This window comes from Domibacillus sp. A3M-37, assembly GCF_024213455.1.
GTDB lineage: Bacteria > Bacillota > Bacilli > Bacillales > Domibacillaceae > Domibacillus > Domibacillus tundrae.
The window spans coordinates 26,455-49,685 of sequence record NZ_JANAVL010000005.1; the positions used below are offsets into that span (position 1 = coordinate 26,455).

At 42.4% G+C, this 23,231-nt stretch carries 31 protein-coding genes and 1 pseudogene; 24 read left to right on the forward strand and 8 right to left on the reverse strand.

Going from position 1 to position 23,231, the window contains the following annotated elements:
- Positions 1-54 precede the first annotated feature (54 nt).
- Positions 55-477, forward strand: coding sequence for an acyl-CoA thioesterase (locus tag NLX67_RS09825; RefSeq protein WP_254311600.1), 423 nt, complete (start codon positions 55-57; stop codon positions 475-477).
- Positions 477-782: a hypothetical protein gene (locus tag NLX67_RS09830; RefSeq protein ID WP_046181010.1), complete on the forward strand. Its 306-nt coding sequence runs from the start codon at positions 477-479 to the stop codon at positions 780-782. The genes NLX67_RS09825 and NLX67_RS09830 overlap by 1 nt, the downstream gene beginning before the upstream one ends.
- On the opposite strand, the gene NLX67_RS09835 is transcribed toward NLX67_RS09830, so the two are convergent.
- Complete coding sequence (locus NLX67_RS09835) at positions 769-1,080, reverse strand: HesB/YadR/YfhF family protein (RefSeq protein WP_254311601.1); 312 nt, start codon at positions 1,078-1,080, stop codon at positions 769-771. The genes NLX67_RS09830 and NLX67_RS09835 overlap by 14 nt on opposite strands.
- A gap of 92 nt (positions 1,081-1,172) precedes the next feature.
- Between NLX67_RS09835 and NLX67_RS09840 the strand changes: the two genes are divergently transcribed.
- From NLX67_RS09840 to NLX67_RS09845, 4 genes are read left to right on the forward strand one after another with little or no spacing between them, the layout of a single operon-like run.
- Positions 1,173-1,334 carry a Jag N-terminal domain-containing protein gene (locus tag NLX67_RS09840; RefSeq protein WP_254311602.1) on the forward strand — a complete coding sequence of 54 codons (162 nt, stop codon included), beginning with the start codon at positions 1,173-1,175 and terminating at the stop codon, positions 1,332-1,334.
- Positions 1,331-1,453: a hypothetical protein gene (locus NLX67_RS22780; RefSeq protein WP_256519754.1), complete on the forward strand. Its 123-nt coding sequence runs from the start codon at positions 1,331-1,333 to the stop codon at positions 1,451-1,453. The genes NLX67_RS09840 and NLX67_RS22780 overlap by 4 nt, the downstream gene beginning before the upstream one ends.
- Positions 1,454-1,488: 35 nt before the next feature.
- Positions 1,489-1,845: a flagellar assembly protein A gene (locus NLX67_RS23205; RefSeq protein WP_375143369.1), complete on the forward strand. Its 357-nt coding sequence runs from the start codon at positions 1,489-1,491 to the stop codon at positions 1,843-1,845.
- Positions 1,812-2,231, forward strand: a complete 420-nt coding sequence (locus tag NLX67_RS09845; protein WP_254311603.1) for a hypothetical protein — start codon at positions 1,812-1,814, stop codon at positions 2,229-2,231. The genes NLX67_RS23205 and NLX67_RS09845 overlap by 34 nt, the downstream gene beginning before the upstream one ends.
- A 10-nt stretch (positions 2,232-2,241) precedes the next feature.
- Here NLX67_RS09845 and plsY read toward each other — a convergent pair whose 3' ends face one another.
- Positions 2,242-2,859 (reverse strand): glycerol-3-phosphate 1-O-acyltransferase PlsY, encoded by a 618-nt coding sequence (gene plsY / locus NLX67_RS09850; protein WP_046181014.1) that lies wholly within the window; start codon positions 2,857-2,859, stop codon positions 2,242-2,244.
- 230 nt (positions 2,860-3,089) lie between these two features.
- On the opposite strand from plsY, the gene parE reads away from it, so the two are divergent.
- From parE to NLX67_RS09880, 6 genes and pseudogenes are all read left to right on the forward strand, one after another.
- Positions 3,090-5,066 (forward strand): DNA topoisomerase IV subunit B, encoded by a 1,977-nt coding sequence (gene parE / locus NLX67_RS09855; protein WP_046181015.1) that lies wholly within the window; start codon positions 3,090-3,092, stop codon positions 5,064-5,066.
- Positions 5,067-5,069: 3 nt separating this feature from the next.
- Positions 5,070-7,493 (forward strand): DNA topoisomerase IV subunit A, encoded by a 2,424-nt coding sequence (parC, locus tag NLX67_RS09860; protein WP_309143122.1) that lies wholly within the window; start codon positions 5,070-5,072, stop codon positions 7,491-7,493.
- A gap of 137 nt (positions 7,494-7,630) precedes the next feature.
- The gene (locus NLX67_RS09865) at positions 7,631-7,774 is read left to right on the forward strand and encodes a hypothetical protein (protein WP_156154087.1); all 144 of its coding nucleotides are present in this window, start codon (positions 7,631-7,633) and stop codon (positions 7,772-7,774) included.
- 8 nt (positions 7,775-7,782) lie between these two features.
- Positions 7,783-7,920 (forward strand): annotated as a pseudogene (locus tag NLX67_RS09870) (large conductance mechanosensitive channel protein MscL); the annotation flags it as partial.
- 138 nt (positions 7,921-8,058) lie between these two features.
- Positions 8,059-8,931, forward strand: a complete 873-nt coding sequence (locus NLX67_RS09875; RefSeq protein WP_254311604.1) for a TetR/AcrR family transcriptional regulator — start codon at positions 8,059-8,061, stop codon at positions 8,929-8,931.
- Positions 8,932-8,948: 17 nt separating this feature from the next.
- A complete protein-coding gene (locus tag NLX67_RS09880; RefSeq protein ID WP_254311605.1) occupies positions 8,949-10,148 on the forward strand; it encodes an MFS transporter in 1,200 nt (399 codons plus the stop codon).
- Positions 10,149-10,235: 87 nt separating this feature from the next.
- Here the strand turns inward: NLX67_RS09880 and NLX67_RS09885 are convergent, their stop codons facing one another.
- The gene (locus NLX67_RS09885) at positions 10,236-10,859 is read right to left on the reverse strand and encodes an HAD hydrolase-like protein (protein WP_046181018.1); all 624 of its coding nucleotides are present in this window, start codon (positions 10,857-10,859) and stop codon (positions 10,236-10,238) included.
- Between the two features lie 157 nt (positions 10,860-11,016).
- On the opposite strand from NLX67_RS09885, the gene map reads away from it, so the two are divergent.
- Positions 11,017-11,760, forward strand: coding sequence for a type I methionyl aminopeptidase (gene map / locus NLX67_RS09890; RefSeq protein ID WP_046181019.1), 744 nt, complete (start codon positions 11,017-11,019; stop codon positions 11,758-11,760).
- A gap of 114 nt (positions 11,761-11,874) precedes the next feature.
- Positions 11,875-12,858 (forward strand): metal ABC transporter solute-binding protein, Zn/Mn family, encoded by a 984-nt coding sequence (locus tag NLX67_RS09895; protein WP_254311606.1) that lies wholly within the window; start codon positions 11,875-11,877, stop codon positions 12,856-12,858.
- Between the two features lie 19 nt (positions 12,859-12,877).
- Here NLX67_RS09895 and NLX67_RS09900 read toward each other — a convergent pair whose 3' ends face one another.
- Complete coding sequence (locus NLX67_RS09900; RefSeq protein ID WP_245618132.1) at positions 12,878-13,474, reverse strand: YitT family protein; 597 nt, start codon at positions 13,472-13,474, stop codon at positions 12,878-12,880.
- Positions 13,475-13,589: 115 nt separating this feature from the next.
- On the opposite strand from NLX67_RS09900, the gene NLX67_RS09905 reads away from it, so the two are divergent.
- From NLX67_RS09905 to NLX67_RS09940, 8 genes are all read left to right on the forward strand, one after another.
- The gene (locus NLX67_RS09905; RefSeq protein WP_254311607.1) at positions 13,590-14,960 is read left to right on the forward strand and encodes an aldehyde dehydrogenase; all 1,371 of its coding nucleotides are present in this window, start codon (positions 13,590-13,592) and stop codon (positions 14,958-14,960) included.
- A gap of 61 nt (positions 14,961-15,021) precedes the next feature.
- On the forward strand, positions 15,022-15,504 hold the full coding sequence (locus tag NLX67_RS09910) for a hypothetical protein (RefSeq protein ID WP_254311608.1): 483 nt from the start codon (positions 15,022-15,024) through the stop codon (positions 15,502-15,504).
- Between the two features lie 148 nt (positions 15,505-15,652).
- On the forward strand, positions 15,653-15,853 hold the full coding sequence (cspD, locus tag NLX67_RS09915; RefSeq protein ID WP_046181024.1) for a cold-shock protein CspD: 201 nt from the start codon (positions 15,653-15,655) through the stop codon (positions 15,851-15,853).
- A 223-nt stretch (positions 15,854-16,076) separates the two neighbouring features.
- The gene (locus NLX67_RS09920) at positions 16,077-16,424 is read left to right on the forward strand and encodes a hypothetical protein (protein ID WP_254311609.1); all 348 of its coding nucleotides are present in this window, start codon (positions 16,077-16,079) and stop codon (positions 16,422-16,424) included.
- A 143-nt stretch (positions 16,425-16,567) separates the two neighbouring features.
- The gene (locus tag NLX67_RS09925; protein ID WP_254311610.1) at positions 16,568-16,870 is read left to right on the forward strand and encodes a hypothetical protein; all 303 of its coding nucleotides are present in this window, start codon (positions 16,568-16,570) and stop codon (positions 16,868-16,870) included.
- Between the two features lie 36 nt (positions 16,871-16,906).
- Positions 16,907-17,557 (forward strand): metal-dependent hydrolase, encoded by a 651-nt coding sequence (locus NLX67_RS09930; protein ID WP_254311611.1) that lies wholly within the window; start codon positions 16,907-16,909, stop codon positions 17,555-17,557.
- Positions 17,558-17,682: 125 nt separating this feature from the next.
- Positions 17,683-18,087 (forward strand): sporulation protein, encoded by a 405-nt coding sequence (locus NLX67_RS09935; RefSeq protein ID WP_254311612.1) that lies wholly within the window; start codon positions 17,683-17,685, stop codon positions 18,085-18,087.
- A gap of 110 nt (positions 18,088-18,197) precedes the next feature.
- Positions 18,198-18,335 (forward strand): hypothetical protein, encoded by a 138-nt coding sequence (locus NLX67_RS09940; protein ID WP_254311613.1) that lies wholly within the window; start codon positions 18,198-18,200, stop codon positions 18,333-18,335.
- Positions 18,336-18,433: 98 nt separating this feature from the next.
- Here NLX67_RS09940 and NLX67_RS09945 read toward each other — a convergent pair whose 3' ends face one another.
- From NLX67_RS09945 to yfkAB, 4 genes are read right to left on the reverse strand one after another with little or no spacing between them, the layout of a single operon-like run.
- A complete protein-coding gene (locus NLX67_RS09945) occupies positions 18,434-18,715 on the reverse strand; it encodes a DUF6509 family protein (protein ID WP_046181029.1) in 282 nt (93 codons plus the stop codon).
- Positions 18,716-18,734: 19 nt separating this feature from the next.
- Positions 18,735-20,120, reverse strand: a complete 1,386-nt coding sequence (locus NLX67_RS09950; RefSeq protein ID WP_254311614.1) for an aminotransferase-like domain-containing protein — start codon at positions 20,118-20,120, stop codon at positions 18,735-18,737.
- Positions 20,086-20,625: a peptide-methionine (S)-S-oxide reductase MsrA gene (gene msrA / locus NLX67_RS09955; protein WP_046181031.1), complete on the reverse strand. Its 540-nt coding sequence runs from the start codon at positions 20,623-20,625 to the stop codon at positions 20,086-20,088. Before msrA ends, NLX67_RS09950 begins: the two co-directional genes overlap by 35 nt.
- Positions 20,622-21,749 carry a radical SAM/CxCxxxxC motif protein YfkAB gene (yfkAB, locus tag NLX67_RS09960; protein WP_254311615.1) on the reverse strand — a complete coding sequence of 376 codons (1,128 nt, stop codon included), beginning with the start codon at positions 21,747-21,749 and terminating at the stop codon, positions 20,622-20,624. The genes msrA and yfkAB overlap by 4 nt, the downstream gene beginning before the upstream one ends.
- A 468-nt stretch (positions 21,750-22,217) precedes the next feature.
- Here yfkAB and NLX67_RS09965 point away from each other — a divergent pair, with 468 nt between their 5' ends.
- The gene (locus NLX67_RS09965; RefSeq protein ID WP_254311616.1) at positions 22,218-22,784 is read left to right on the forward strand and encodes a hypothetical protein; all 567 of its coding nucleotides are present in this window, start codon (positions 22,218-22,220) and stop codon (positions 22,782-22,784) included.
- Positions 22,785-22,891: 107 nt separating this feature from the next.
- A complete protein-coding gene (locus NLX67_RS09970) occupies positions 22,892-23,221 on the forward strand; it encodes a hypothetical protein (protein WP_254311617.1) in 330 nt (109 codons plus the stop codon).
- Positions 23,222-23,231: the final 10 nt, after the last annotated feature.

Here is a 23,231-nt window from a genome sequence, read left to right on the forward strand (position 1 = left end):
GAACAATCATGGTAAAATAGAAGTAGAATTCGCTCAATTAAAGGAGTTTTTGTTTTGTTTATTTCTGAAACACAAGTAGAAGTCCGCTATGCAGAAACAGATGCGATGCAGGTTGTGTATCACGGCCAGTATGTTGTCTGGTTTGAAATCGGCAGGACTGGGTTGATTAAAGATTTAGGTTTTCATTACGCGGATATGGAAAAAGCGGGATTTGTTTCGCCGGTAACGGATATTCAGCTGTCCTATAAACGCCCGTTTCGGTATGGGGAAACGGCAACCATCCGCACATGGATTCAATCACACAGCGGCATTCGTACGACATATGCGTATGAAATTGTTAATGAAAAAGGCGACGTATGTGTAATCGGTTCAAGCGTACATACAGTGGTCAATAAAGAAACATTCCGGCTGGTGAAATTTAAAAAAGAATTTCCGGAATGGCACGCTGTATATGAGAAAGAAAAACAGGATCAATAATGGCATTTGGACTAAAGCGGGCGGACGTTGAAAAGTGGAAGAAAGAAGTGGCCATGGGCGAGATTTCTTTTTTAACGCATTATTGGCAGGACGACCGTTTTCCGCATTGCCGGACGGTCACAAAAGCGGGTTGCCTTGATGTGGAAAAATTAATAAGCTGGGGCCGGCAATATGATTTAAAGCCGGAATGGATTGATATGCGCAATCCATCCCGGCCTCATTTTGATTTGCTTGGTGAGAAGCAGCTTTTCATTTTAAAGCATGAAAAGCTTTTTCATCATATTGAGCGATTTAATCTTGAGTAGCCCCTGTTTCTTTTATGTAGTCATAATCAGGTTCTTGCAGCGCAGCATTAAATCCTACCTTTAGGTGGTGGTTGTCAAAATACCAGACATCTTTTTCTTCCACGAAGTACGTGATGCCGTCATGCACGGCGGTGACAGCCGGTTCAACCGGCTCGTCTTTTGCCACACCAAGCGAAAAACCTTCATGAAGCGGACTTGACCCGCCGTACCGTACGTAAAAGCGGACGGAATCACCTTTTTCCACCTGCATTTCTTCTTTGAACCATTTTTTTGCTTGGCTGGTGATATCGATTTTCACACCGGATCACTCCATTCTTTTTTTCATAGTGTAGCATGGAAACGGGCTTACTCAAAATAGTTCACAACAATGTGAGGAAAGAAGGTCTTCCCATGGATCAAACAATTGTTGTAAAAGGGAATACCGGACAAGAAGCGATTCATAAAGCACTCAACATGATGAATACTTCTGTAACGGATGTGAACATTATGATTCTTGAAAATGGCGGAACCATTTTCTGGGGCTTGCAAAAAAAGAAGCTGTTGTACAAGTGACAAAAAAAGATAGGCCGGACCTGTCTGTTTTAAATAATCAATTATTGACGGCAGAAGAGAAAACGGTAAGTGAGCCGAAAAGAGCAAGCATTCATGTGAAGCTGAACCGAAAGAATTAGCGGACGGCTCAGTAGATTATCGGGAGTCCAGTTTTATTCCAACTGTCGGAGAAGGAGTACCCATTGCAAAAATAACACAAGCGGTTCCTGGAACACCTGGCATCACTGTTAAAGGAGAACAACGTCTCCCGAAACCCGTAAAAGGAATCGTCATTCGCGCGGGAAAAGGAGTGCGAATGCTTGGTCAAGGAGAAGTTATTTCCTTAATGTCTGGCCGGCCACATGTCCAGAAACGCGGCAATCGGGTAAAGATAGACTTGTTAAAACAATATGAGCATGATGGAGATGTGAATTTAAAGAGCGGCAATATGTATTTTGACGACTTTTACTTAACGAAGCAAAAATCAGGAAGCTTGAAGTGTCACAGACGTGGGATGTATTTCGGCTCATAACCGGCAAAAAAAATGCACCAATGATGAGTGGAATTAAACAATTTATTCAAAAAACAGCCCGCTGCCATAATTTGATTGATGAGGAATGGAGCGGATTATCCATGCATTTGTATAAACTCTTTTTTACACTTCCGCCTTATGTAAAAGGCGGTTCTGTTTATGCTGGCACGTTTATTAAAGTAAAAGAAGCCGGGTCCGAAAGTGGGGTTAAAACAAAGTTTGACATCCAGGCAATCGGGAGAATTGAATTTTTGAAAGTACATCCTGAAGTAAACGTTCAATTTGGTATGAAGCAGCTCACCTTTTATCATGAAGAAGGACCGGTGTGCTTATTTGTTGGAGAAGACGGCCTCATTAAAAAAGCCGGTTTAACGGGTGACCGTTAAACCGGCTTTTCTATTTGTTTTTGCCGGAAGACACTTTTGGTTCCGTCCCATTACGCAAACGGATAATATTAGCACGATGACGGTAAATCACAAAAAAGGATAATGCGACAACGACAGCCAAAAAAGGGAAATCCTTTGTATAAATCGTATGAATAACAGCGTAAATAAACGCCGCGACGGCTGCGGAAACAGACGCTACGGAGACGTACTTTGTAATCAAAAGAACGCTCACAAAAATCGCAGCTAAAAGCAGGAAAAATAAAGGACTGTAGGCAAGTAATACACCTGCAGAAGTGGCGACCGCTTTTCCTCCTCTAAATCCGGCAAATAATGGAAATATGTGACCGATGACCGCAAAAAGACCTGCTAAAAGCGGGTGGACACCCGTAACGAACCCTTGCCAATGAAGTAAAATTGGGATTAAAGTAGCGGCGGTTCCTTTTAAAATATCAGCTGCTGTCACGAACGAACCGGCTTTTTTGCCGAGTACACGAAACGAATTAGTCGCACCTAAGTTACCGCTTCCATGCTCGCGGATATCAATGCCGAAAAATGCTTTTCCTGCAATCAGGCCGGATGGAATCGAACCTAAAAGGTACGCGATGATTAAAATAAGTGCTGGAATCAATTTCTCATTCTCCCTTTTTGTATTGTATAATCATGTGCATGACGTTCTCATTCATTTTACCACGGGGATAAGAATGGCGGGAAAATTATTTCGGTTGATTCTCACGGGAAAGTAACGTACGCTTTAAAACGGAATCGACAAACGTATTGGAGAACACTCGACTTTTATGATATGATAGTTAGGAACATACGTTTTATGTGCGGGTGTTGGAAAGAGAGGGGACTTAGTTCATGGCGGATGAAACAAAAAAATCAGTGTATAATGATGACTCCATCCAGGTTCTCGAAGGGCTTGAAGCTGTTCGAAAACGTCCGGGGATGTATATAGGATCAACAGACGGTCGTGGGCTTCACCATTTAGTGTATGAAATCGTTGACAACTCGGTTGATGAAGCGCTCGGCGGACACGGAACCGAGATCAATGTCACGATTCATAAGGATAATTCAATTAGTGTTCGTGACTACGGACGGGGCATGCCTACCGGAATACATCGAACAGGCAAACCAACAGCAGAAGTAATTATGACGGTTCTTCACGCCGGCGGAAAGTTCGGACAGGGCGGCTATAAAACGAGCGGTGGCTTGCACGGGGTTGGGGCTTCTGTTGTGAATGCCCTGTCCCAATCGTTAACAGTGACGATTTGGCGCGATGGCTTTCAGTACGAGCAGCATTTTGAACATGGCGGCAAGCCGGTCACGACGCTTGAGAAAAAAGGAAAAGCAAAATCGACCGGTACGCAAATCTATTTTAAGCCGGATGAAACGATTTTCTCGACGACTGTTTTTCAGTTCGATACGCTCAGTGAGCGGCTGAGAGAATCGGCTTTTTTATTAAAAGGGTTAAAAATTACACTTGAAGATAAACGAAAAGACCGCGAACAAAAAGAAGAATTCTTTTTTGAAAACGGCATAGAAGAATTCGTTAAATATTTAAATGAAGAAAAAGATACGCTTCATCCGGTTGCTTCGTTTGAAGGCATTCAAAATGAAATTGAAGCGGAATTTGCGTTTCAGTTTAACGATGGTTTTTCCGAAAACATACTATCGTTTGTCAATAACGTCCGCACAAAAGATGGCGGTACACATGAAGCCGGCGCGCGAGCAGCAATGACGCGCACATTCAATGAATATGCGCGTAAAAGCAGTTTGTTAAAAGAGAAAGATAAAAACTTGGAAGGAACCGATATTCGGGAAGGATTAACGGCCATTGTCTCTGTTCGTGTGCCAGAAAACCTTTTGCAGTTTGAGGGACAGACAAAAGGAAAACTTGGAACAGCAGAAGCCCGATCAGCTGTAGACCAAGTCATCTCAGAAAAATTGCTTTATCTTCTGGAGGAAAACCCGGATGTAAGCGCGCTGCTCATAAAAAAAGCGGTAAAGGCTGCACAGGCTCGTGAAGCGGCCCGTAAAGCGCGGGAAGACGCCCGTAACGGCAAAAAGCGCAAAAAAGGAGAATCCATTTTGTCGGGAAAATTGACACCAGCCCAGTCACGCAACCCGGAACGAAATGAACTGTATCTTGTCGAAGGTGATTCAGCCGGCGGCTCGGCAAAGCAGGGACGCGACCGGAAATTCCAGGCAATTTTACCACTTCGTGGAAAAGTGATCAATACAGAAAAAGCCAAGCTTGCCGATATTTTTAAAAATGAAGAAATCAATACAATTATTCATGCGATCGGCGCGGGTGTAGGGCCGGATTGTGTTGTGGGTGACGCTAATTATGACAAAGTCATTATTATGACTGATGCTGATACGGATGGAGCCCATATTCAAGTTTTGCTTCTTACCTTTTTCTATCGCTATATGAAGCCGCTTATTGACAGCGGTAAAGTATATATTGCTATGCCGCCGCTTTTCAAAGTATCAAAAGGAACAGGAAAAAAAGAAGTGGCCGAGTATGTTTGGACAGAGCGTGAGCTGGATGCTTTGCTGAAAAAAATGGGCAAAGGCACGACAATTCAGCGCTATAAAGGATTAGGTGAAATGAACGCAGAACAATTATGGGAAACAACGATGGACCCGGAAATGAGAACACTGATCCGTGTCACGATTGACGATGCAGCGCGCGCAGAGCGGCGGGTAACTGTTCTAATGGGGGATAAAGTTGAACCGCGCAGAAAGTGGATTGAATCGAACGTTGCGTTCGGATTAGAAGAAGAAGCAGTGCTCTTAGAAAACGAGCAGTTGTCCGGCAGCAGGGAGGAATAAGCAGTGGAAAAGGAACATATTCAAGAATTGCCGCTTGAGGACGTCATGGGCGACCGATTTGGCCGGTATAGTAAATACATTATTCAAGAACGGGCGCTTCCGGATGCACGAGATGGATTAAAGCCGGTGCAGCGCCGTATTTTATTTTCAATGCATACAGAAGGCAATACGCATCAAAAGCCGTTTCGAAAAGCGGCAAAAACCGTCGGGAACGTCATCGGTAATTACCATCCTCACGGTGATTCATCTGTTTATGATGCGATGGTCCGGTTAAGCCAGAACTGGAAATTGCGGACACCGCTTATTGAAATGCATGGCAATAACGGATCGGTCGACGGCGATCCGCCAGCAGCCATGCGGTATACAGAAACAAGACTGTCCGCCATTGCCGGCGAATTATTAACGGATATTGAAAAAAGAACGGTCGATTTTATTCCGAACTTTGATGAAACGACAAACGAGCCGGTCGTCTTGCCGGCCAGGTTCCCGAATTTACTTGTGAATGGGTCAACAGGAATCTCAGCGGGTTATGCGACTGAAATTCCACCTCATCGGCTCGATGAAGTCATTGACGCCGTAATCATGCGAATGGAAAAGCCGGAATGTACGGTTGAAGACTTAATGACGGTTCTGTCTGGTCCTGACTTTCCGACGGGTGGTATTATTCAAGGAATTGACGGTATTGAAAAAGCGTATAAGACAGGAAAAGGGAAAATTGTCATTCGCGGCAAGGCAGAGATCGAAGAAGTGCGTGGCGGACGCCAGCGTATTGTTATTACAGAAATTCCATATGAAATTAATAAAGCATCGCTCGTAAAGAAAATGGATGATTTACGTGTCGACCGAAAACTGGACAGCATTGCTGAGGTACGCGATGAAACAGACCGGACCGGTCTTCGTGTGGTCATTGATTTGAAAAAAGAAGCGGATGCTGGACTTATTTTAAATTATTTATATAAAGCGACAGACTTACAGGTAGCCTACAATTTTAATATGGTCGCTATTTACAATAAGCGGCCGGTTTTAATGGGGCTGCACCGTTTGCTTGATGCATACATTGAACATCGGAAGGAAGTAGTGACAAACCGATCTGCTTATGACCTTGAAAAAGCAAAAGCCCGGCACCACATTGTGGCAGGGCTTATGAAAGCTTTATCGATTTTAGACGAAGTTATTGCCTGTATTCGTTCATCAAAAGACAAACAGGACGCGAAAAATCGGCTGGTAGAGCAGTTTGAATTTACTGAAGAACAAGCAGAAGCGATCGTCACGTTACAGCTTTACCGTTTGACGAATACGGATATAACGGCGCTTGAAAAAGAATCTGCCGAGCTTGAAAAAACGATTGGGCAGCTGCAGGCGATTTTAGAAAGTGCGAAAAAACTTGAATCTGTCATCAAACATGAGTTGAAAGACATGAAAAAAACGTATGCGACGGAGCGTCGAACAGTCATCGAAGCAGAGATTCAGGAAATTAAAATTGACCAAAAAGCAATGATACCAAGTGAAGATGTTCTCGTTTCGGTAACGCGTGAAGGATATATTAAGCGGACCGGTTTGCGCTCGTATTCGGCATCCGGCGGCCTGCCCGCGATGAAAGAGTCTGACGGGCTCACTTTTAAGCAGGAAATGAACACGACAGATGTACTGCTCGTGTTTACGAATAAAGGCAGCTATTTATATTTGCCCGTGCATGAATTGCCGGACATTCGCTGGAAAGACGCTGGACAGCACGCATCAGGCATTGTCAGCGGATTTAAAGATGAATCGATTATCGCAGCGTTTTCAGTCCGTGACTTTTCAACAAAGCAATTTATTTTGCTGGCGACGAAAAGCGGAATGATCAAACGAACCGAGCTTGCACAATTTAACGTGCAGCGTTATTCACGTCCGTTAACCGCTATGAACGTAAAAGGGAACGATGAGGTGTGTGCAGCGGCTATGACAGACGGCAGCGGCCACGTTCTTATGATTACGCATTATGGCTATGGGCTGCGGTTTGCGGAAGAAGAAGTGCCGGTTGTCGGACCACGTGCCGCTGGGGTAAAAGGCAACAGTTTAAAAGAAGATGATTACACAGTCGCGGTCATTGTATCAAACGATGCTGAAGATGCTCAGTTCATTGCGGTGACAAATCGCGGATCTGCGAAACGTGGCGGATTTGGCCAGTTTGAACAAGCGTCACGTGCTAAGCGGGGTGTCGTATTATTACGGGAATTAAAAGCAAATCCGCATCGCATCGTTGGTGCAGCGCGTCTGGATGAGAGCCGTGATTATTACGTGCGCATGAAAAAAGGCGCTGATGTAAAAGTAAATGTGAATTCATTAAAGAAAGTAGACCGCTACTCGAATGGTTCTTTTATTGTCGACGAAAAAGAACAAGGAGCGGTTCAAATGCTTCTTATTACTGAAAAAGAAGCAGAATAGGAAAAAAGCTTCACGATCGAAATGACGTGAAGCTTTTTTTAATACATTATGTGCAAAATTCAAATTAGTATAAAAAAAACAAAACAACTTATATAATGAGAAAGACGAAGGTAACATCAAGCTGAGGAGGCGAGAGCATGCAATGGATAGCCGGATTGCTGTATATGTTTATTTACGCAGTTCCTGTTTTTTTCATCACGTTGTTTATCAAGCTGTTTAAATCCGAACAAAAGTGGAACCGTCGAGTAAATGGAAAAAAAGACTCCCCTCATGAAAAATAGCTTATGTTTCTATTTTTCTATTTATTAAACTGCTTAATAAAATATATACGCGAGAGAAAAAAGAGGAAGAAACTCCTCCTTCATTAACAAAAGAAGAAGAGTTGTTAACTGAAATTCGTGACTTGCTAAAATCCAACAAGCTATAAACTTGCGTCCAGACAAATGTCCGGGCGTATTTTTTTATCGTTATTTCGACAGACGAAACATTTTTCGTGCGTTCTAAACAGCCATATGCTATGATTGACTGCATGGTCAAATAAAAAACTGTTCGGTTGGTGTCGGAAATGAAAGAGAAAAAGAGAAAAATTTTGCTGACGGCTATGAAGTTGTTTTCAAAAACGAGCTTCCACCAAACATCGATGCAGCAAATTGCCGATGTATGCGGCTTGTCAAAAGGCAGTTTATATACGTATTTTAAGTCAAAGGAAGAATTGCTTTCCGATATTTTTACGTATTATTACCAGATGCTTCATGATCAAATCGCAGCCGCTAAAGACGAATCGGACAGCCTTCAAGAAGACTTTATCCGAGAGATCGCGATTCGTACGCGGCACTATTGTGCGTTTCAGGAATTTTTTATGATGCAGCTGAAAGAAATTCGCGGACTTGAAGATCCGTCTTTAAATGAATTCGTCCGCAGGGAAAATTTTCATTTAATAAAGCAGACTGAAAAGCGGATTATAACCATGTATGGAGAGGAGATTGCTCCTTATGCGGCTGATTTGACTGTTTCTTTAAAGGGATTAATGATTTCATACCTAAGAGAAATTATCGAAAGAGAATCACGGCAAGATTTTGACCAGCTGGCCCATTATTTATTTAAGCACCTGGATGCTTCTTCCAAGTGGATGCTCGATGAAAAACCGGAGCCGATTTTCAGTTCTCATTTAGATAAAAGAGAAGAGCCGCAATGTGCGCCGGGTATTCATCCTCTTCACTTTATTAAGAAGCTCAAGGAAATGGCTGTTCAGGAAAAAGCATCGGCTTTTGTGCTGGATTCGATTACGATTTTGGAAAAAGAATTACTTGATGTAAAACCACGGACAGCGATTTTAAATGGGATGCTGTTTAACTTGAAAAGCATACCATCCATGAAACCACTCGCAGAAGAGCTAGAACAGGCTGTGCAAAAAATGCCTGAAACGATTCATTTATAAAAGAAAGAAGGCTTTACATGTCGAGACAACAGATACAGCAATTTCCGCTGTTAATTTTAATGATGAACATGTTTATCGTCATGACCGGAATTGGGCTTGTTATCCCGATTATGCCGACGATCATTCATCAGTTTGGGGCAGGCGGAAAAACATTCGGATTTCTTATTGCGACGTTTGCGTTTGCCCAGTTTTTATTTTCACCGCTTGCTGGTGATTTATCAGACCGGTATGGCCGGAAAAAATCGATCATTTTCGGTCTTGTTTTATTTTCACTTGCTCAATTTTTATTCGCATTTTCTAACCATTTAGCGCTTTTATATGTATCACGTATGATCAGTGGTATTGGTGGGGCATTTATGATTCCATCGATGATGGCGTTTGTGGCGGATATTACGACAGTGGAAACGCGCGCAAAAGGAATGGGCCGCCTTGGGGCAGCAATGTCTTTCGGCTTCGTTGTTGGACCAGGCGTTGGCGGGTTTTTAGCTGCATTCGGCCTGCGGTCTCCTTTTGTCATTGCTGGAACAGTTGCGGCAATGGCAGCGGTCCTTTCCGTTTTCTTTTTGAAAGAACCGGTAAAAGAAGGAGCAAAAGCATTATCAAAACAAAGGGAATCGCTTGTAAAGCAGCTGGCTCTTTCCACGAAAAAGCCTTATTTTATTTTGCTCGTTATGATGTTCACCTTGTCATTCGGGCTTGCGAACTACCAATCAACAATTAGTTTGTTTACAGATCAAAAATTCGGCTTCAGCCCATCGGATATTTCCATTTTGATGGTTGTGGGCGGTTTAGTTGGTGTCATCGTGCAGGCCTTTGTGCTCGATCGAGTGTTAGAGCGTTTTGGGGAAGTACGGATTATGAATACAATGCTTGTTGTTGCGGCTCTATCGATGATTAGTATTTTGTTTGCGACTGGTTTTATATCAGTATTGCTTATTTCGGCAGTATTCTTTACCGCGGCTTCCTTACTGCGTCCGTCCATCAACACGACTATTTCGAAAATGGCCGGCAATGAGCAGGGCTTTGCTGCCGGCATGAATAATGCATACATGAGTATTGGAAATATGATCGGTCCCGCGCTTGCAGGCATGTTATTTGATATCAACATGGGGCTTCCATATATTTTTGGGGCGATTATTATTGTCGTCACGCTTATGATTTGTATTCGCTGGGCGAGAGGAAAAAAGCATCAGGATGTCCCCAGTTCAGTGCACTAAAAAAGTGCGGATTCTACATCCGCACTTTTTTGTCTTTTAAAGTGAAAATCTCCCGTTTGCAGGTGAAGGCGCAAGCGGGGGATTCATCTATGCTCTTAAGGCAAAATCGACAACGTCATCCGGTACAGCTGCTTTCGAGGTTTCACCTGAGATAAGAGATTCGTGATCGTACCCCCATGAGGCCCAGACAGCACGAAGCCCTGTTTTCATGCAAGCATCAATGTCGCGCTGCTCGTCGCCGACATAAAAAACCTCTTCATGTGAATAATCGTATTGTTTTAACAGCTTTTTGATCATTTTGTCTTTGCTGAAAATATATTTGGACGATAAAATGTCGTGAATATAATCAATCCCATTCGATTTTAAGCAGTGATCGATGATATCTATTGCATTAGATGAAATAATCGCAATGTGAATACCACGGCTGCTTAATTCATCAAGCATTTGTTTAATGCCGGGGAAGAGCGGAAGAGAGGCTTTTGATTCGCGCACGGAACGGTACAGCTTCGGAGCAGCAAATGGGATGCTGCGCATTGGGAAATTTAAATGGCGGCAGCGCTCAGGAATGCTCATTTTCTTTAAATCATCAAGTTCCTCATGGGCAACTTGATTGTAGCCTTCTTTTTCGGCGAAATCGTTGTATGCCTTTATAAACACTTGAATAGAATCAGAGATGGTGCCATCAAAATCAAATATGACACATTTTGTCATCGGAATCACTCCTTCGATCGGGACAGCGTTGTCCGCGTATACTATTTAGTTTAACACCCCAGGGCCGGATCAAACATAGAAAACACATAATTTCAACACAATCTTAACATTCTGCTATAATGAGTAATGGAAAATTAAAAGTGAAGGAATGGACATAATGATTGTAAAAACAGATGAAGAACTTCAAGCGTTAAGAAAGATCGGAAAAATTGTCGCGGTTATTCGGGATGAAATGCGCAGCTTTACGAAGCCCGGCATTACGACAAAAGAAATTGATGAGCTTGGCGGCCGCTTGTTTGCGGAACATGGAGCGGTATCCGGCCCAAAAGGGGAATATGATTTCCCAGGTTTTACGTGTATCAGCGTCAATGATGAAGTCGCTCATGGCATTCCTGGCAGCCGCGTCATTCAAGAAGGAGACATTGTCAATATTGACGTTTCGGGCTCATTGGATGGCTACTTTGCGGATACCGGCATTTCGTTTGTTGTCGGCGAAGGAGACGTTGTTTTAACGAAGCTGTGTGAAGCGGCTGAACAGGCTTTTGAACGTGGTTTGCTGAAAATTAAAGCAGGAGCGAAGCAAAATCAAATTGGCAAAGCAGTGGCTAATGAAGCACGCCGTAACGGATTTGCAGTGATTAAAAACTTGACGGGACATGGCATCGGTAAATCGCTTCATGAAGCGCCAGACCATATTTTAAATTATTTTGACCCGTGGGACAATGCTCTTTTGAAAGAAGGAATGGTGATCGCATTTGAACCGTTTGTTTCAGAAAAAGCAGATATGATTAAAGAATCAGGTGACGGTTGGACGTTTAAAACACCAGATGGCAGCCGTGTGGCACAAATTGAGCATACAGTAGTAGTCACAAGGGAAGAACCAATTATTTTAACGAAATAATCAACAAGCATTCACCAAATGGTGAATGCTTGTTTAAATCGGAACAGTTACTGTTTACAAATCGGAATGATTACTATATTATAAAAGACACACTTACTTTTGGAGGGAATATACGTGAAAAAGTGGACATTGGCAGCTGCGAGCCTTTTATTGGCGCTTGCTGCGTGCGGAAATGAAAACAGTGAAACATCCAATGAAACAAATGAATCAACTGATGAAGTATTGACAGTTTATACAACTATTTATCCGCTCCAATACTTTACAGAACGAATCGGCGGAGGCACGGTAGAAGTAGAAAGCATGCTGCCGGCAGGTGCAGATGAGCATACATATGAGCCTACATCCAAAACTATGCTTGATATTGCGGCTGCCGACTTGTTTTTGTACAACGGTCTTAACCTGGAGCCATTTGCAGAAAAAGTAGAAGAAACCCTTTCAGCTGAAGATGTCGTAATTGTTAACGTCGGTGAGCACGTAGATATTGAAGCGGGCCATGAACATAGTGCTGGGGAAGAAGAGCATACAGAGGACGAACATGATCATGAAGCAGAGGATGACGGCCATGATCACGGCGGAGTAGACCCTCATATTTGGATTGATCCGACACTGGCTGAGCAAATGGCCGAAGTGGTAAAGGAAGAGCTGGTGGCGCTTAATTCTGATGAAGAAGCGCTTTACAATGAAAATTACGAGGCGCTTGCCAAGGAACTTGAACAGCTGGATGAAGATTTTCACACAATGGCGGATGGAGCAGTGCAGAAAGAAATTCTCGTTTCTCATGCGGCCTACGGCTATTGGGAAGAGTCATACGGTATTGAACAGCTTAGTGTAGCCGGTCTATCACCGACGGATGAACCGTCACAAAAAGAGTTAAAAGAACTGGCAGATACTGCGACGGAACATGGCATCCGCTACGTGATTTTTGAGCAGAACATTACACCGAAAATTGCAGAAGTGATCCAAAAGGAAATCGGAGCTGAATCCCTTCGCCTTCACAACTTAGCTACGTTAACAGAAGAGGATATAGAAGCTGGGGAAGATTATATGTCGATTATGGAACAAAATATCGAGACGCTCAAAACTGCGATGAACAAATAAGAAAAGCCGCTTCTAGAAGTTATTGCTTCGGAAGCGGCTTTTTGCGTATTGACTCAATGGAAAATAACTGAATAAAATCAATGACACGCGACGCGATCCATTGACAAACAATTGCATAAAGAATTGTTTTTACATCGACAACGAGGCCAGTCGCAATTAAGATCGTTGTATTTATATAAAAAAGAGACCGGCCCGGCGGCCAATTGCGCCATTTTGACAGAATAAGAGCGGCGATGTCCATACCGCCGGAAGAAGCGCCCGATTTGAACAACATGCCAAGCCCAATGCCGAAAAGAAGGGCACCGGCAGGAAGGTCTGTCCAGATTGTTCCTAGGGGAACCGGAAAAAAAGGCGTTAAACAGTTAATAACCATCGCTGCAATCGTCACACAATACATGGTGCCAGCGGCTGTTTTCAGACCGAGCCATTTAAACGCCAGCACGATCATCACAACGTTAACACCCCAAATCGATGCGGCATAAGGCGTATGGAATAGATGATTCATCATAATACTAATGCCGGCCGCCCCACCGGATGAAATTGCATGCGGAAATAAAAAAATCGACATAGCCGCTGCCTGAAGACAAGCACCAGCTGTCCAAAACACTACTTTCACGAACGTCACCTCTGCTTGTCATCATAACGCATTTAGCGATGAATAGGAAAGCCATTTTTGACGCTCTAAAGAGAGGCTGTTAAAATAAAGAAAATACATAGCGGAGATGATGGGCATGAACGTTGCTGAAATGATACAGGCACAGCAGGCTTTTTTTGATTCGGGAGCCACCCGCAGCGTTGACTGGCGAATAAATCGTCTGAAGGAATTAAAACAAGCAATTAAAAAACGTGAAGATGAGATAATGGAAGCATTACACCTCGATTTACGAAAAAATAAATTTGAAGCGTATACAACCGAAATTGGATTTTTGTATGAAAGCATTCGTTTCATGATTCGACATTTGCGGGAATGGGCTGCTGCTGAGAAAGTGAAAACGCCTATTCATCAACAGCCGGCTGAAAGCTATATTGTGCCAGAACCGTATGGCAGTATCCTCATTATTGGTCCATTTAATTACCCATTCCAGCTTGTCGCAGAACCGCTCATCGGTGCCATTGCGGCAGGAAACACAGCGATTGTTAAGCCGTCAGAAAGCACTCCACATACATCAGCTGTCTTAAAAGCGCTCCTTGAAGAAACGTTTGATTCAGCATTTATCGGGGTGCAGGAAGGCGGTAAAGAAACCGTAACAGCCTTGCTCAATGCACCATTCGATTATATCTTTTTTACCGGAAGTGCGGCAACGGCGAAAGTAGTCATGGGCGCCGCCGCAAAGCAGCTTATTCCCGTAACATTAGAACTTGGCGGCAAAAGCCCCGCGTTTATCGATTATTCCGCCGATTTGAGAAATGCAGCCCGGCGCATTGCCTGGGGTAAATTTTCCAATGCTGGCCAGACATGTATTGCTCCAGATTACGTTCTTATCCATCAAAATGTGAAAGAATCCTTTTTAAAAGAATTAAGACTCGCTGTATTTGATTTTTATGGAAAAGATCCACAGAACAGCCCGGATTTTGGGCGTATTGTGAATGAACGGCAATTTGACCGGCTGCAAACAATGCTTTCTAAAACAGCAGGCACCGTTTTAAAAGGCAGCGAAATGGATCGGGAAGATTTATTTATTGCGCCAACGATCGTTGAAGCGGAATGGGATGACGCATTAATGGAAGAGGAAATTTTTGGTCCGATTTTGCCCGTTCTCTCTTATACGGAACTGGATCAGGCAATTAAGCGGGTGAAAAAGTTTCCGAAACCGCTTGCTCTCTACGTTTTCACAAAAGAAAAATCAATGGAAGAAAAAGTTATCTCGTCTATCCAGTTTGGCGGAGCATGCATTAATGACACACTTATTCATGTATCAAGTCCATATTTGCCATTTGGCGGTGTTGGGGCTTCTGGGATGAATGCGTACCATGGAAAAGCAAGTTTTGATCTTTTTTCACATAAAAAAAGCATTTTGCGTAAAAAATCATCGCCTCAGTCAAATTTGCTTTATCCTCCATATAAAGACCGTGTGAATACTGTCCGGAAAGTCTTGCGCTAGGCAGGGAAACAAGTCTTTAGAGTGGAATGTATTATAGAAAGAAGAACGGGAGGGAAAATACGTGCCGATCAGCCTTGACCGACTAAAAGTACCGGATGAATTTGTCTTAACACAAGAAGAAGTAATAAAAGCAGTGATAGATTATTTAATCACACACGGCTGGACTGTGCAATTGGAAGCAGCAGCCGGCGGGCATGACCTTGTCGCAGCCAAACAGGAATGGAACGCTTATATAAAATGCAAAGGGTCACGTGGGAAACGACAGCAGGAAGGTATGGTATATGATAATAACCAGCTTCGCGGAAACACGGGGGATCAAATTGAAAAATTGATTCGTGTACAGGGAGAAGCCGCAAACCCAAGCCTGTTTATTATGGCGAATCCAGGCCTTGACCGTATGAAATGGGTGGTCTCAAAACTCGAGACCGGTCTTGATAAATTGGATATTATTAGGGTGTGGATCTATCCGGATCGTACAATAAAATGGGACATTCCGGCACACCTTGTGCACATTGTAAGAACATTGGGAATTGAGAAAAATTGAAAGGTTGCGGTTGCACGCAAAAAAAAAAGATGCTATAGTAAAGATAGTTGTTCGCTCGTTTCAAAAGGAATCACGTCCAGTGTTTCATCTTGAAATAACAGCAAACAGCAAGAAAAGATTTGCGCATCAAGCGCGAGGAGGACATAACATGCTAGAAGGTAAAGTAAAATGGTTTAATGCAGAAAAAGGCTTCGGTTTTATCGAAGTTGAAGGACAGGACGATGTATTCGTTCATTTCTCAGCTATTCAAGGTGAAGGCTACAAATCACTTGAAGAAGGCCAAACCGTGAAATTTGAAGTGGTTGAAGGACCACGTGGCCCACAAGCTGCTAACGTAGAAAAAAACTAATTCTGACTGAAACCATAACAGGTGAAGCTAATGCTTCACCTGTTTTTCATTTTTGAAGCTCTTATTTTGAAAACGTATACTTTGAAAACGTTATTAATACATATGCGGGCATTTGGCTACAAAAACACTACATTTCCAAGCTGGAAATAGGTGTTTTTTCAAAAAAAATGAGTAAAATAAGTGATGGCAAAGAAATGAATAAAGAGCGCTCAGGAGGATGATTATGATCTATATTGCAGCAGCGATTATTGTTATTGTCGGAACAGTACTGGTGAGCCGGTTATTATCCGGTCATAAAGTGGAAGATGGAGTACTCGTTATAAAAACAGGCAACCTGGAGACATTTATTCCAATGAACGAAATCGTTGAAGTATTTGAAATGGATGAAATATCAGAGAATGCGTCCTTTTTTGAAAAATATATTGTCCGTCCGTATGTAAAAAAAGAACGGATAGCGGTTTATACACGCTCCAATGTATCTTACTTTTTTATATTGCGTGATCCGGATCGCCTCGTTAAATCCGTGAAAGCGCAAAACCCAAATGTATACATTAAAGCAAAAGTCATTTAAAACGGACAAAGCTCCGTTTTTTTTTTTTTGAATTTTAAAGTAAACAATAATTTAATTATGTAAACTTAAAATTGCTGTTTACAAATGAAAGAGAAGCTGTTATTTTATAGTAGTTACGGTGAACAAAAAAGGGGTTATCAATCATGGTGGCAATCTTTACAGAGGGTCAAGCAGAAGCAGTTGTGACGGATTCATCATATTGCTGGAAGAAAAATAGTGTTAAAATTGAAGATGGGTATTTAAAAAGTACAGGAATGGTGACGCATACGCGTATACCACTCAAACATGTGGATACTGTTGTATACTCATATAACCCAAAAAAACCGGCAATTGTACCCGTGTTGAAAATTATCGGTAAAGGCGCTGTTTTATGCGAAATGGAGATTTCAGCGGAACACATTGAAGCAGTACAAGATTGGGTCCTGCATGTAATTGAACATTCATAAAGATATACAGCCGCCTCACATCGGGCGGCTTTTTGCATGAGAAAGGATGAGAGAACATTGAAAGGATCTTCACACATGGTTATTGGCGCAGCCACAGGTGTCGGTGTGGCGGTCTGGATGCAGTCGCCGCTGATTGACACAGCACTTTTTGCTTGTACAGGGGCAGTTGCTGCTTTAGTGCCAGACCTTGATGTAAATGGGAAACTCGCTAATAAGATTACCGTTGAAAAAAAATGGCTTATTTTATTTTTTGCTGCAGCAGGTTTGCTGCTTGCTCTTTACAGCTATTTTATGCTTTTCGGTGTAAAGCAGGCGGCCGGATTTATCGTCAGCGTCGGATTGCTGCTTTTGCCGAGATTATTCATTAAACAAAGAATGATGCTTTTCTTAACAGGAGCGCTGGTTGTATACGCAGGCTGGTACATAAATGAAGCCTGGATCATGTACATAGGATTTTTCATTTTATTTGCTTCACTCGTTTCACACCGGACGTGGACGCATTCGATCGTTGGCATCGCGCTTTTTTATTTTGTCGCTGCTGAAATTACACGGGCTTACCCACTCGACGGGCTTCTTGCCGTTCTTCTTTTGAGTTACATTTCCCATTTATTAGCTGACATGAAATTGCTTCCGGCCAATAAAAAAGGAACTAAGTTTTTTTACCCTGTCTGGAAAAAAGAATTTTAATGCCGTTTTTACGGCATTTTTTTATTAATACATTATGTGTTAAATTCAAATAATAATTTTTAAAAACCGTATTAAAATAATAAAAATAAGGGAATAAAAATAAAAAGAATGGGGGAGATTTATTCATGTGGAAAGAAATTTTTTCAAGTATTGGAATCGATAGTGTAAAAGTAGATACGGTTTTAGAAAATCAAACAGCCGCACTAGGTGAAACAGTAAATGGGCGAATTCTTATTGAAGGCGGCCTGGCAGATGAACCGATCGAAAAAATTCAAGTGCTGCTTTATTTACAATATGAAAAGGTAAAAGAAGACAGTGATTTTACCTGGCATGATAAACACATTGAAGAAGTGAATATTGAATTAAACAGAAACATAAAAGCAGGAGAGGCGGACTCCATCCCATTTTCACTAAAACTTCCTGAAAAAGGACCCAAAACAGATGATACACATAAATGGTATATCCGGACGAAAGTATTTATCGATCAAGCGGTTGATCCGGAAGATGAGGACCAAATTATCGTTCAGTAAAAAAAGAATTTTTTCTGCTTTTTATTTGAAAACATTTGACAACTCATTTACTGTGTTATATATTAATAACACAAAATAAAAATTGTTATATAACAGAAAGGGTGAGCAAAATGGAAATGTATCGGGAAGCTTATGAATATTATAAGCAAATGTGTGAGGGCTTTGGAATGAAGAGTATTCCGTTTTATCGCTTTATGCACAACTTAACAGAAGATCAAATTCAATTGTATATCCAAAAAGCCATTTAAATATAGAAGAGAAAGGACTGATTGTTACGGAAACAGCCAGTGAGGATGCAGTTTAAAAACCCCGTCAGCAAAACAATGCAGACGGGGTTTACACATGCTTATTTTAAATGGGCCGCGCAATATTCACGAACAAGTTTTACTTCATCATCTTCAAGTTCAAAATCCAGAACCGTATCATCTGCGCGGTTATGCAAAAACAAGCTGGCTATTTTATGTTCCGATTCCGTTACTACATATAGTACACGGATGTAAAAACCTTCCGGTGAATATAATTCATCTTCCTCTTCAACCGCTGCAAAAAGATGGTACTCATACCGACTTCCTTCTAAAATGCCAAACGGGTCATCCGTTTTCTCAAGTGTATGGTCTGTAATTATCATGTTTTGTTTCCTCCTATTTTCATTTAGATAATGCAATAATCCATTTCTTCATCCGTTTAATGCCTTCTTCAAATTGATCAGGGGGGGCATACCCAAAAGATAATCGGATCGCGCGTGACGTTCCTTCTGTATAAATACTGCCCGGATGAAATAAAATACCTTCATTTAATGCTTCTGTATATAATTCTTTTAATGAAATGTTTTGATTCAGGCGAAGCCAAATGAAAAATCCACCGCTTGGTATCGTCCATTCTGCCAAATCTGACAAGTGTCGTTGTAATGAAGCGGAGGCTGCCTGACGTCGTTTCAGCAATTCTTTTCGGACGTATTCAAGATGATGTTCGTAAAGTCCTTCGCCAAGCCATTCAGCAGCCACACGCTGCGAGAGAGAACTTGTTCCATAATCCGCCTGCATTTTTACATTGGATAATCGCTCAATGACTGAATCAGTTCCGGCAATCCAGCCAATACGAAGACCAGGGCTTAACGTTTTCGACAAACTGCCAATATAAAGGACATTTCCCGAGCTGTCCATCGATTTAAGAGAAGGCGGCGGCGGCGCGTCAAGCCATAAATCACGATATATGTCATCCTCAATAATTGGCAGCCTATTTGAGCTGCAATAAGACAGAATTTCTTTCCTTCTCGCTTCGCTCATTAAAATACCGGTCGGATTGTGGAAACATGGAATCGTATAAAGCGCCCCTTTTTGACCGGATGTCCAAGCAGATTGCAGTAATTCCGGCCGCAGTCCTTCATGATCCATTTGAATGCCTTTTAGAGACATGCCAAGCGACTGAAATGTATGGATAGAATACAAATAAGAAGGCTCCTCAAGTAAAATCGATGAATGGTGTTCGAGCAGGCCGGATGCGATTAATTGAAACCCTTGCATTGCGCCAGAAACAATTAATATGGACGATGGAGTAACGGGCGTTCCTTGACGAGTCATATAGCCGGCAATCGCTTCACGAAGCGGTTCATATCCACCTCGATCTTCATAGCCGAGAGAGTTGATTTTTCCTGACACCCGGCTGAGTATATCATTTAAATAGTTTTCTGGAAACACATCTTCCGCAAGCTCACCTTTGCTTAAATCGATAATGCCAGTATGTGCTGTTTGAGATGCCGGCTTATTGTCAGGAGGCAGTGAAGCGAGAAGAGACCATGTGTTATTAGCGACAATCGTTCCTTTTCCCATGACGCCTTCAATGATGCCGTCCGCTTTTAGTTGTTCAAGTGCGGCAATAACCGTACTACGGTTAACGGATAAATCTTCGGCTAAAACGCGCTGGCTTGGGATTTTCATGCCGAGCGACCATTTGCCGAGGGCAATTTGGTCTTTAATCCAGCTGGCGACTCCATCTGATTTAATGCTTCGCTTCATGAGCTGTCCAATGCTCATGGAAAAATTGATCACGCCCCGACTGGTGACGGTCTGATTCATATTCTTCCTTATGAGTTTGATAAAAATTCTGATGATAATCTTCTGCCGGATAAAAGCGGCCTGCCGGCAAAATCGGGGTAACGATCATTTTCTTAAATAACCCACTGTCCGCAAGCTTCTTTTTTGAACGCTCTGCCGCTTCTTTCTGCTCAGCTGTTAGATAAAAAATAACAGCTCGGTATGAATCACCGCGATCCTGAAATTGCCCTTCATCATCCGTCGGGTCAATTTGCTGCCAATAAATTTCAAGGATTTGATCGTATGAAAAAACATCTGCGTCATACGTGATTTCGACCGCTTCTTTATGGCCGGTGCTGCCGGTTTTTACTTGTTCGTACGTTGGATTTTCGACATGACCACCTGTATAACCGGAGACGACCAATTCAATGCCTTCCCACTGATCAAACGGCTTGACCATACACCAAAAGCAGCCGCCGGCGAAAATTGCTGTTTCTTTTTTCATCGCTGAAATTCCTTTCTTTCTGTAAAAGCTTTTCGTTTTGTAAAGTCCACATCGGGATAATACGCCTTTTTAACGAGCAAATTCGGACCAAGGCACCGAACGGAAGAACAATGACAGTCAATTTCCTTCGCCAGCACGGAATTAGTCCAGACATCAAAGGATTCCTGAAGGGTATTGGTTTGAATATTGCCAAGAGACGGGGCATCGGCAAAATCCGTCACAATCACATCACCGGAAAAAATATTCACATTTAAACGTGAACGGCCATCAGGATCATTGCGGACAGTTACGAGCGGTTCATTTTGCAGGCGGAAGACAAGCTCACGATCCCGTTCATCCGGGCTGCAGGCAAAAAACGGCAGCGTCCCAAAGAGCATCCACACATTCGGATTGCGTACGTCAAGCAAATGATGGATCGCACTGCGTGTTTCATCCAGAGTTAACGATTCAAGTGCACTGGCGAAATCACTTGGATACATCGGATGAACTTCGTGGCGGCCGCATTTCATTTCATTGACAATTTGCTGATGAATATGCGCAAGGTGGGGAAGTGTCCGCTTATTTAACATAGTCTCTGCCGACACTAAAACATCCGTCTCAGATAAGATCCGGCTGTTTTCAATCATCCGGTCAAATAATTTTTCTCTCTGACTGTAGGACGGCTTTCGTTCCATATTGGCAAATCCTGCTTCAACAAAATCATCAATGGTACCCCAATTGTGAGAAATATGAAGTACATCAAGATAAGGAGCGATGTCTTCATAACGCCCGGCGTCAATCGTTAAATTAGAATTCATTTGCGTGTAGATACCTCGATCGTGTGCATACTGTAAAAGCGGCCGTACATATTGTTGAACCGATTTTTTTGACAGCATTGGTTCGCCGCCTGTAATGCTCAATGAACGCAGAAAAGGAATTTCATCCAGGCGCGATAATAACAGCGATAGGGGAAGTGCGTCGGGATCTCTCGTTTGCAGCGTATAACCGACCGCGCAATGTTCGCATCGCATATTACAGAGTGTCGTCGTCGTAAATTCAATATTGGACAGCCGGGCAGAACCGGACTGATCGATATCTATGTAGCTTTCCCACGGATCAAACGCAGGCGAAATCATATTTTTCATTTGAAACACCTCTTTATCTTTCAACAAGTAATTATACCGCTTTTTCAAGGAAATGAAAAAAGAAAGATGAATTTACAATTCTTTAGAAAATATTCACATATTATTCATATTCAATTCGTATGATATAAAAAGAAGTAAAATTATAATTTTATTATGCGAAAGAGGTGCTTGAATGGGCAAAAGAAGAAGAGGAAGTGTCTTGATTCGCCGAACTGAACGCAAAAGCATGTGGCTGTATAATGATAAACCACGTATACTGATGAGCCTAAACCCGTTCGGAATTCAAAGACAGATTGATTCCATCTTTGTGCCATTTAAAAAAACATATCGACCGGATCCACCTTGACTGGCAGGACCATCGAAATAGCGAAAAGCGTTCATTTCTTCCCCTTTATTACCATATTGCTTTTCTTCAAAAGAAAAAACAAGTATGATGTGTGGTAACAACATGTAAGGAGGAAGTACATAATGAAGAAGATAATAGGCTTGATGGGTGCTGCACTACTTGCTGGAGGATTGCTTGCCGGCTGTTCAGCAGATTCTGAAAATGCGGCACCTGAAGAAGATACAGTAGAGGAAACAACAGTACCGGCAGAAACAGAGGAAACACAAAAAGCAGAACAAGCGGCTGAAGATGCAGCAGGCAGTGCATCTGAATCAACAGAAAATGCTGCTGAAGAAGTAGATGAAGCCACACAAGATGCACAGGACAGCCTTGGAGAAGCGGCAGATGCAGTCGAAGAAGAGGCGGCCGACATTGGTGAAACAGTTGAAGAAGGCACGGATGATGTACAAGAGAGCATTGAAAATGAAACAGAAGAATCATCGGTTGAAGGAACAGAAGCAACTGGTACATTCAATGGTCTGGCTGATCCCCATACAGTTGAAATTGAAGTAGACGGCGTACCAAACGCGTATCAGGTAGAAGCCGGCAGTGAGACGATGGCCAAACTTGAAGCGATGGAAACAGGCGATAGTGTAACATTCGTTTATGTAGAAAACGGGGAACAACTCGTTATTAATGATGTAAAATAACAAATCAGAAAGCGTATCGTGTTCTGATGCGCTTTTTTTCGTTTAAAAGAGTAAGAAAAGGGAAGAAAAAACTATGCGATTTAATGGGCAATAGGGGGATGCGATATATGAATACATCTGGAATGCTGCGCGGTTATTTGGCCAAAGTAATGGATCAGGAAAGCTTCTTTTTTCATGTTATTAACTGCATGGAGAAACAGCTGGTTGATTGGGGCGTTAACACCATGCTTTTATTCAACTGGGAAAAGCAATCAGAGGATGTATTTGGTTTTTTTATTATCGATGGTTTTTCTTACTCTTTTGTTTTAAATAAACAAACATTAAGACAGCTGCAGGCACAGTCGCCTTACGCGGTTGATCGTGAGCTTTGGGAATCGCTTATCCAGGATGGTTTTATCTTAAAAGAAAGCAGCTACATTCACAAAGCATTTATGTAAAAAAGCGCGC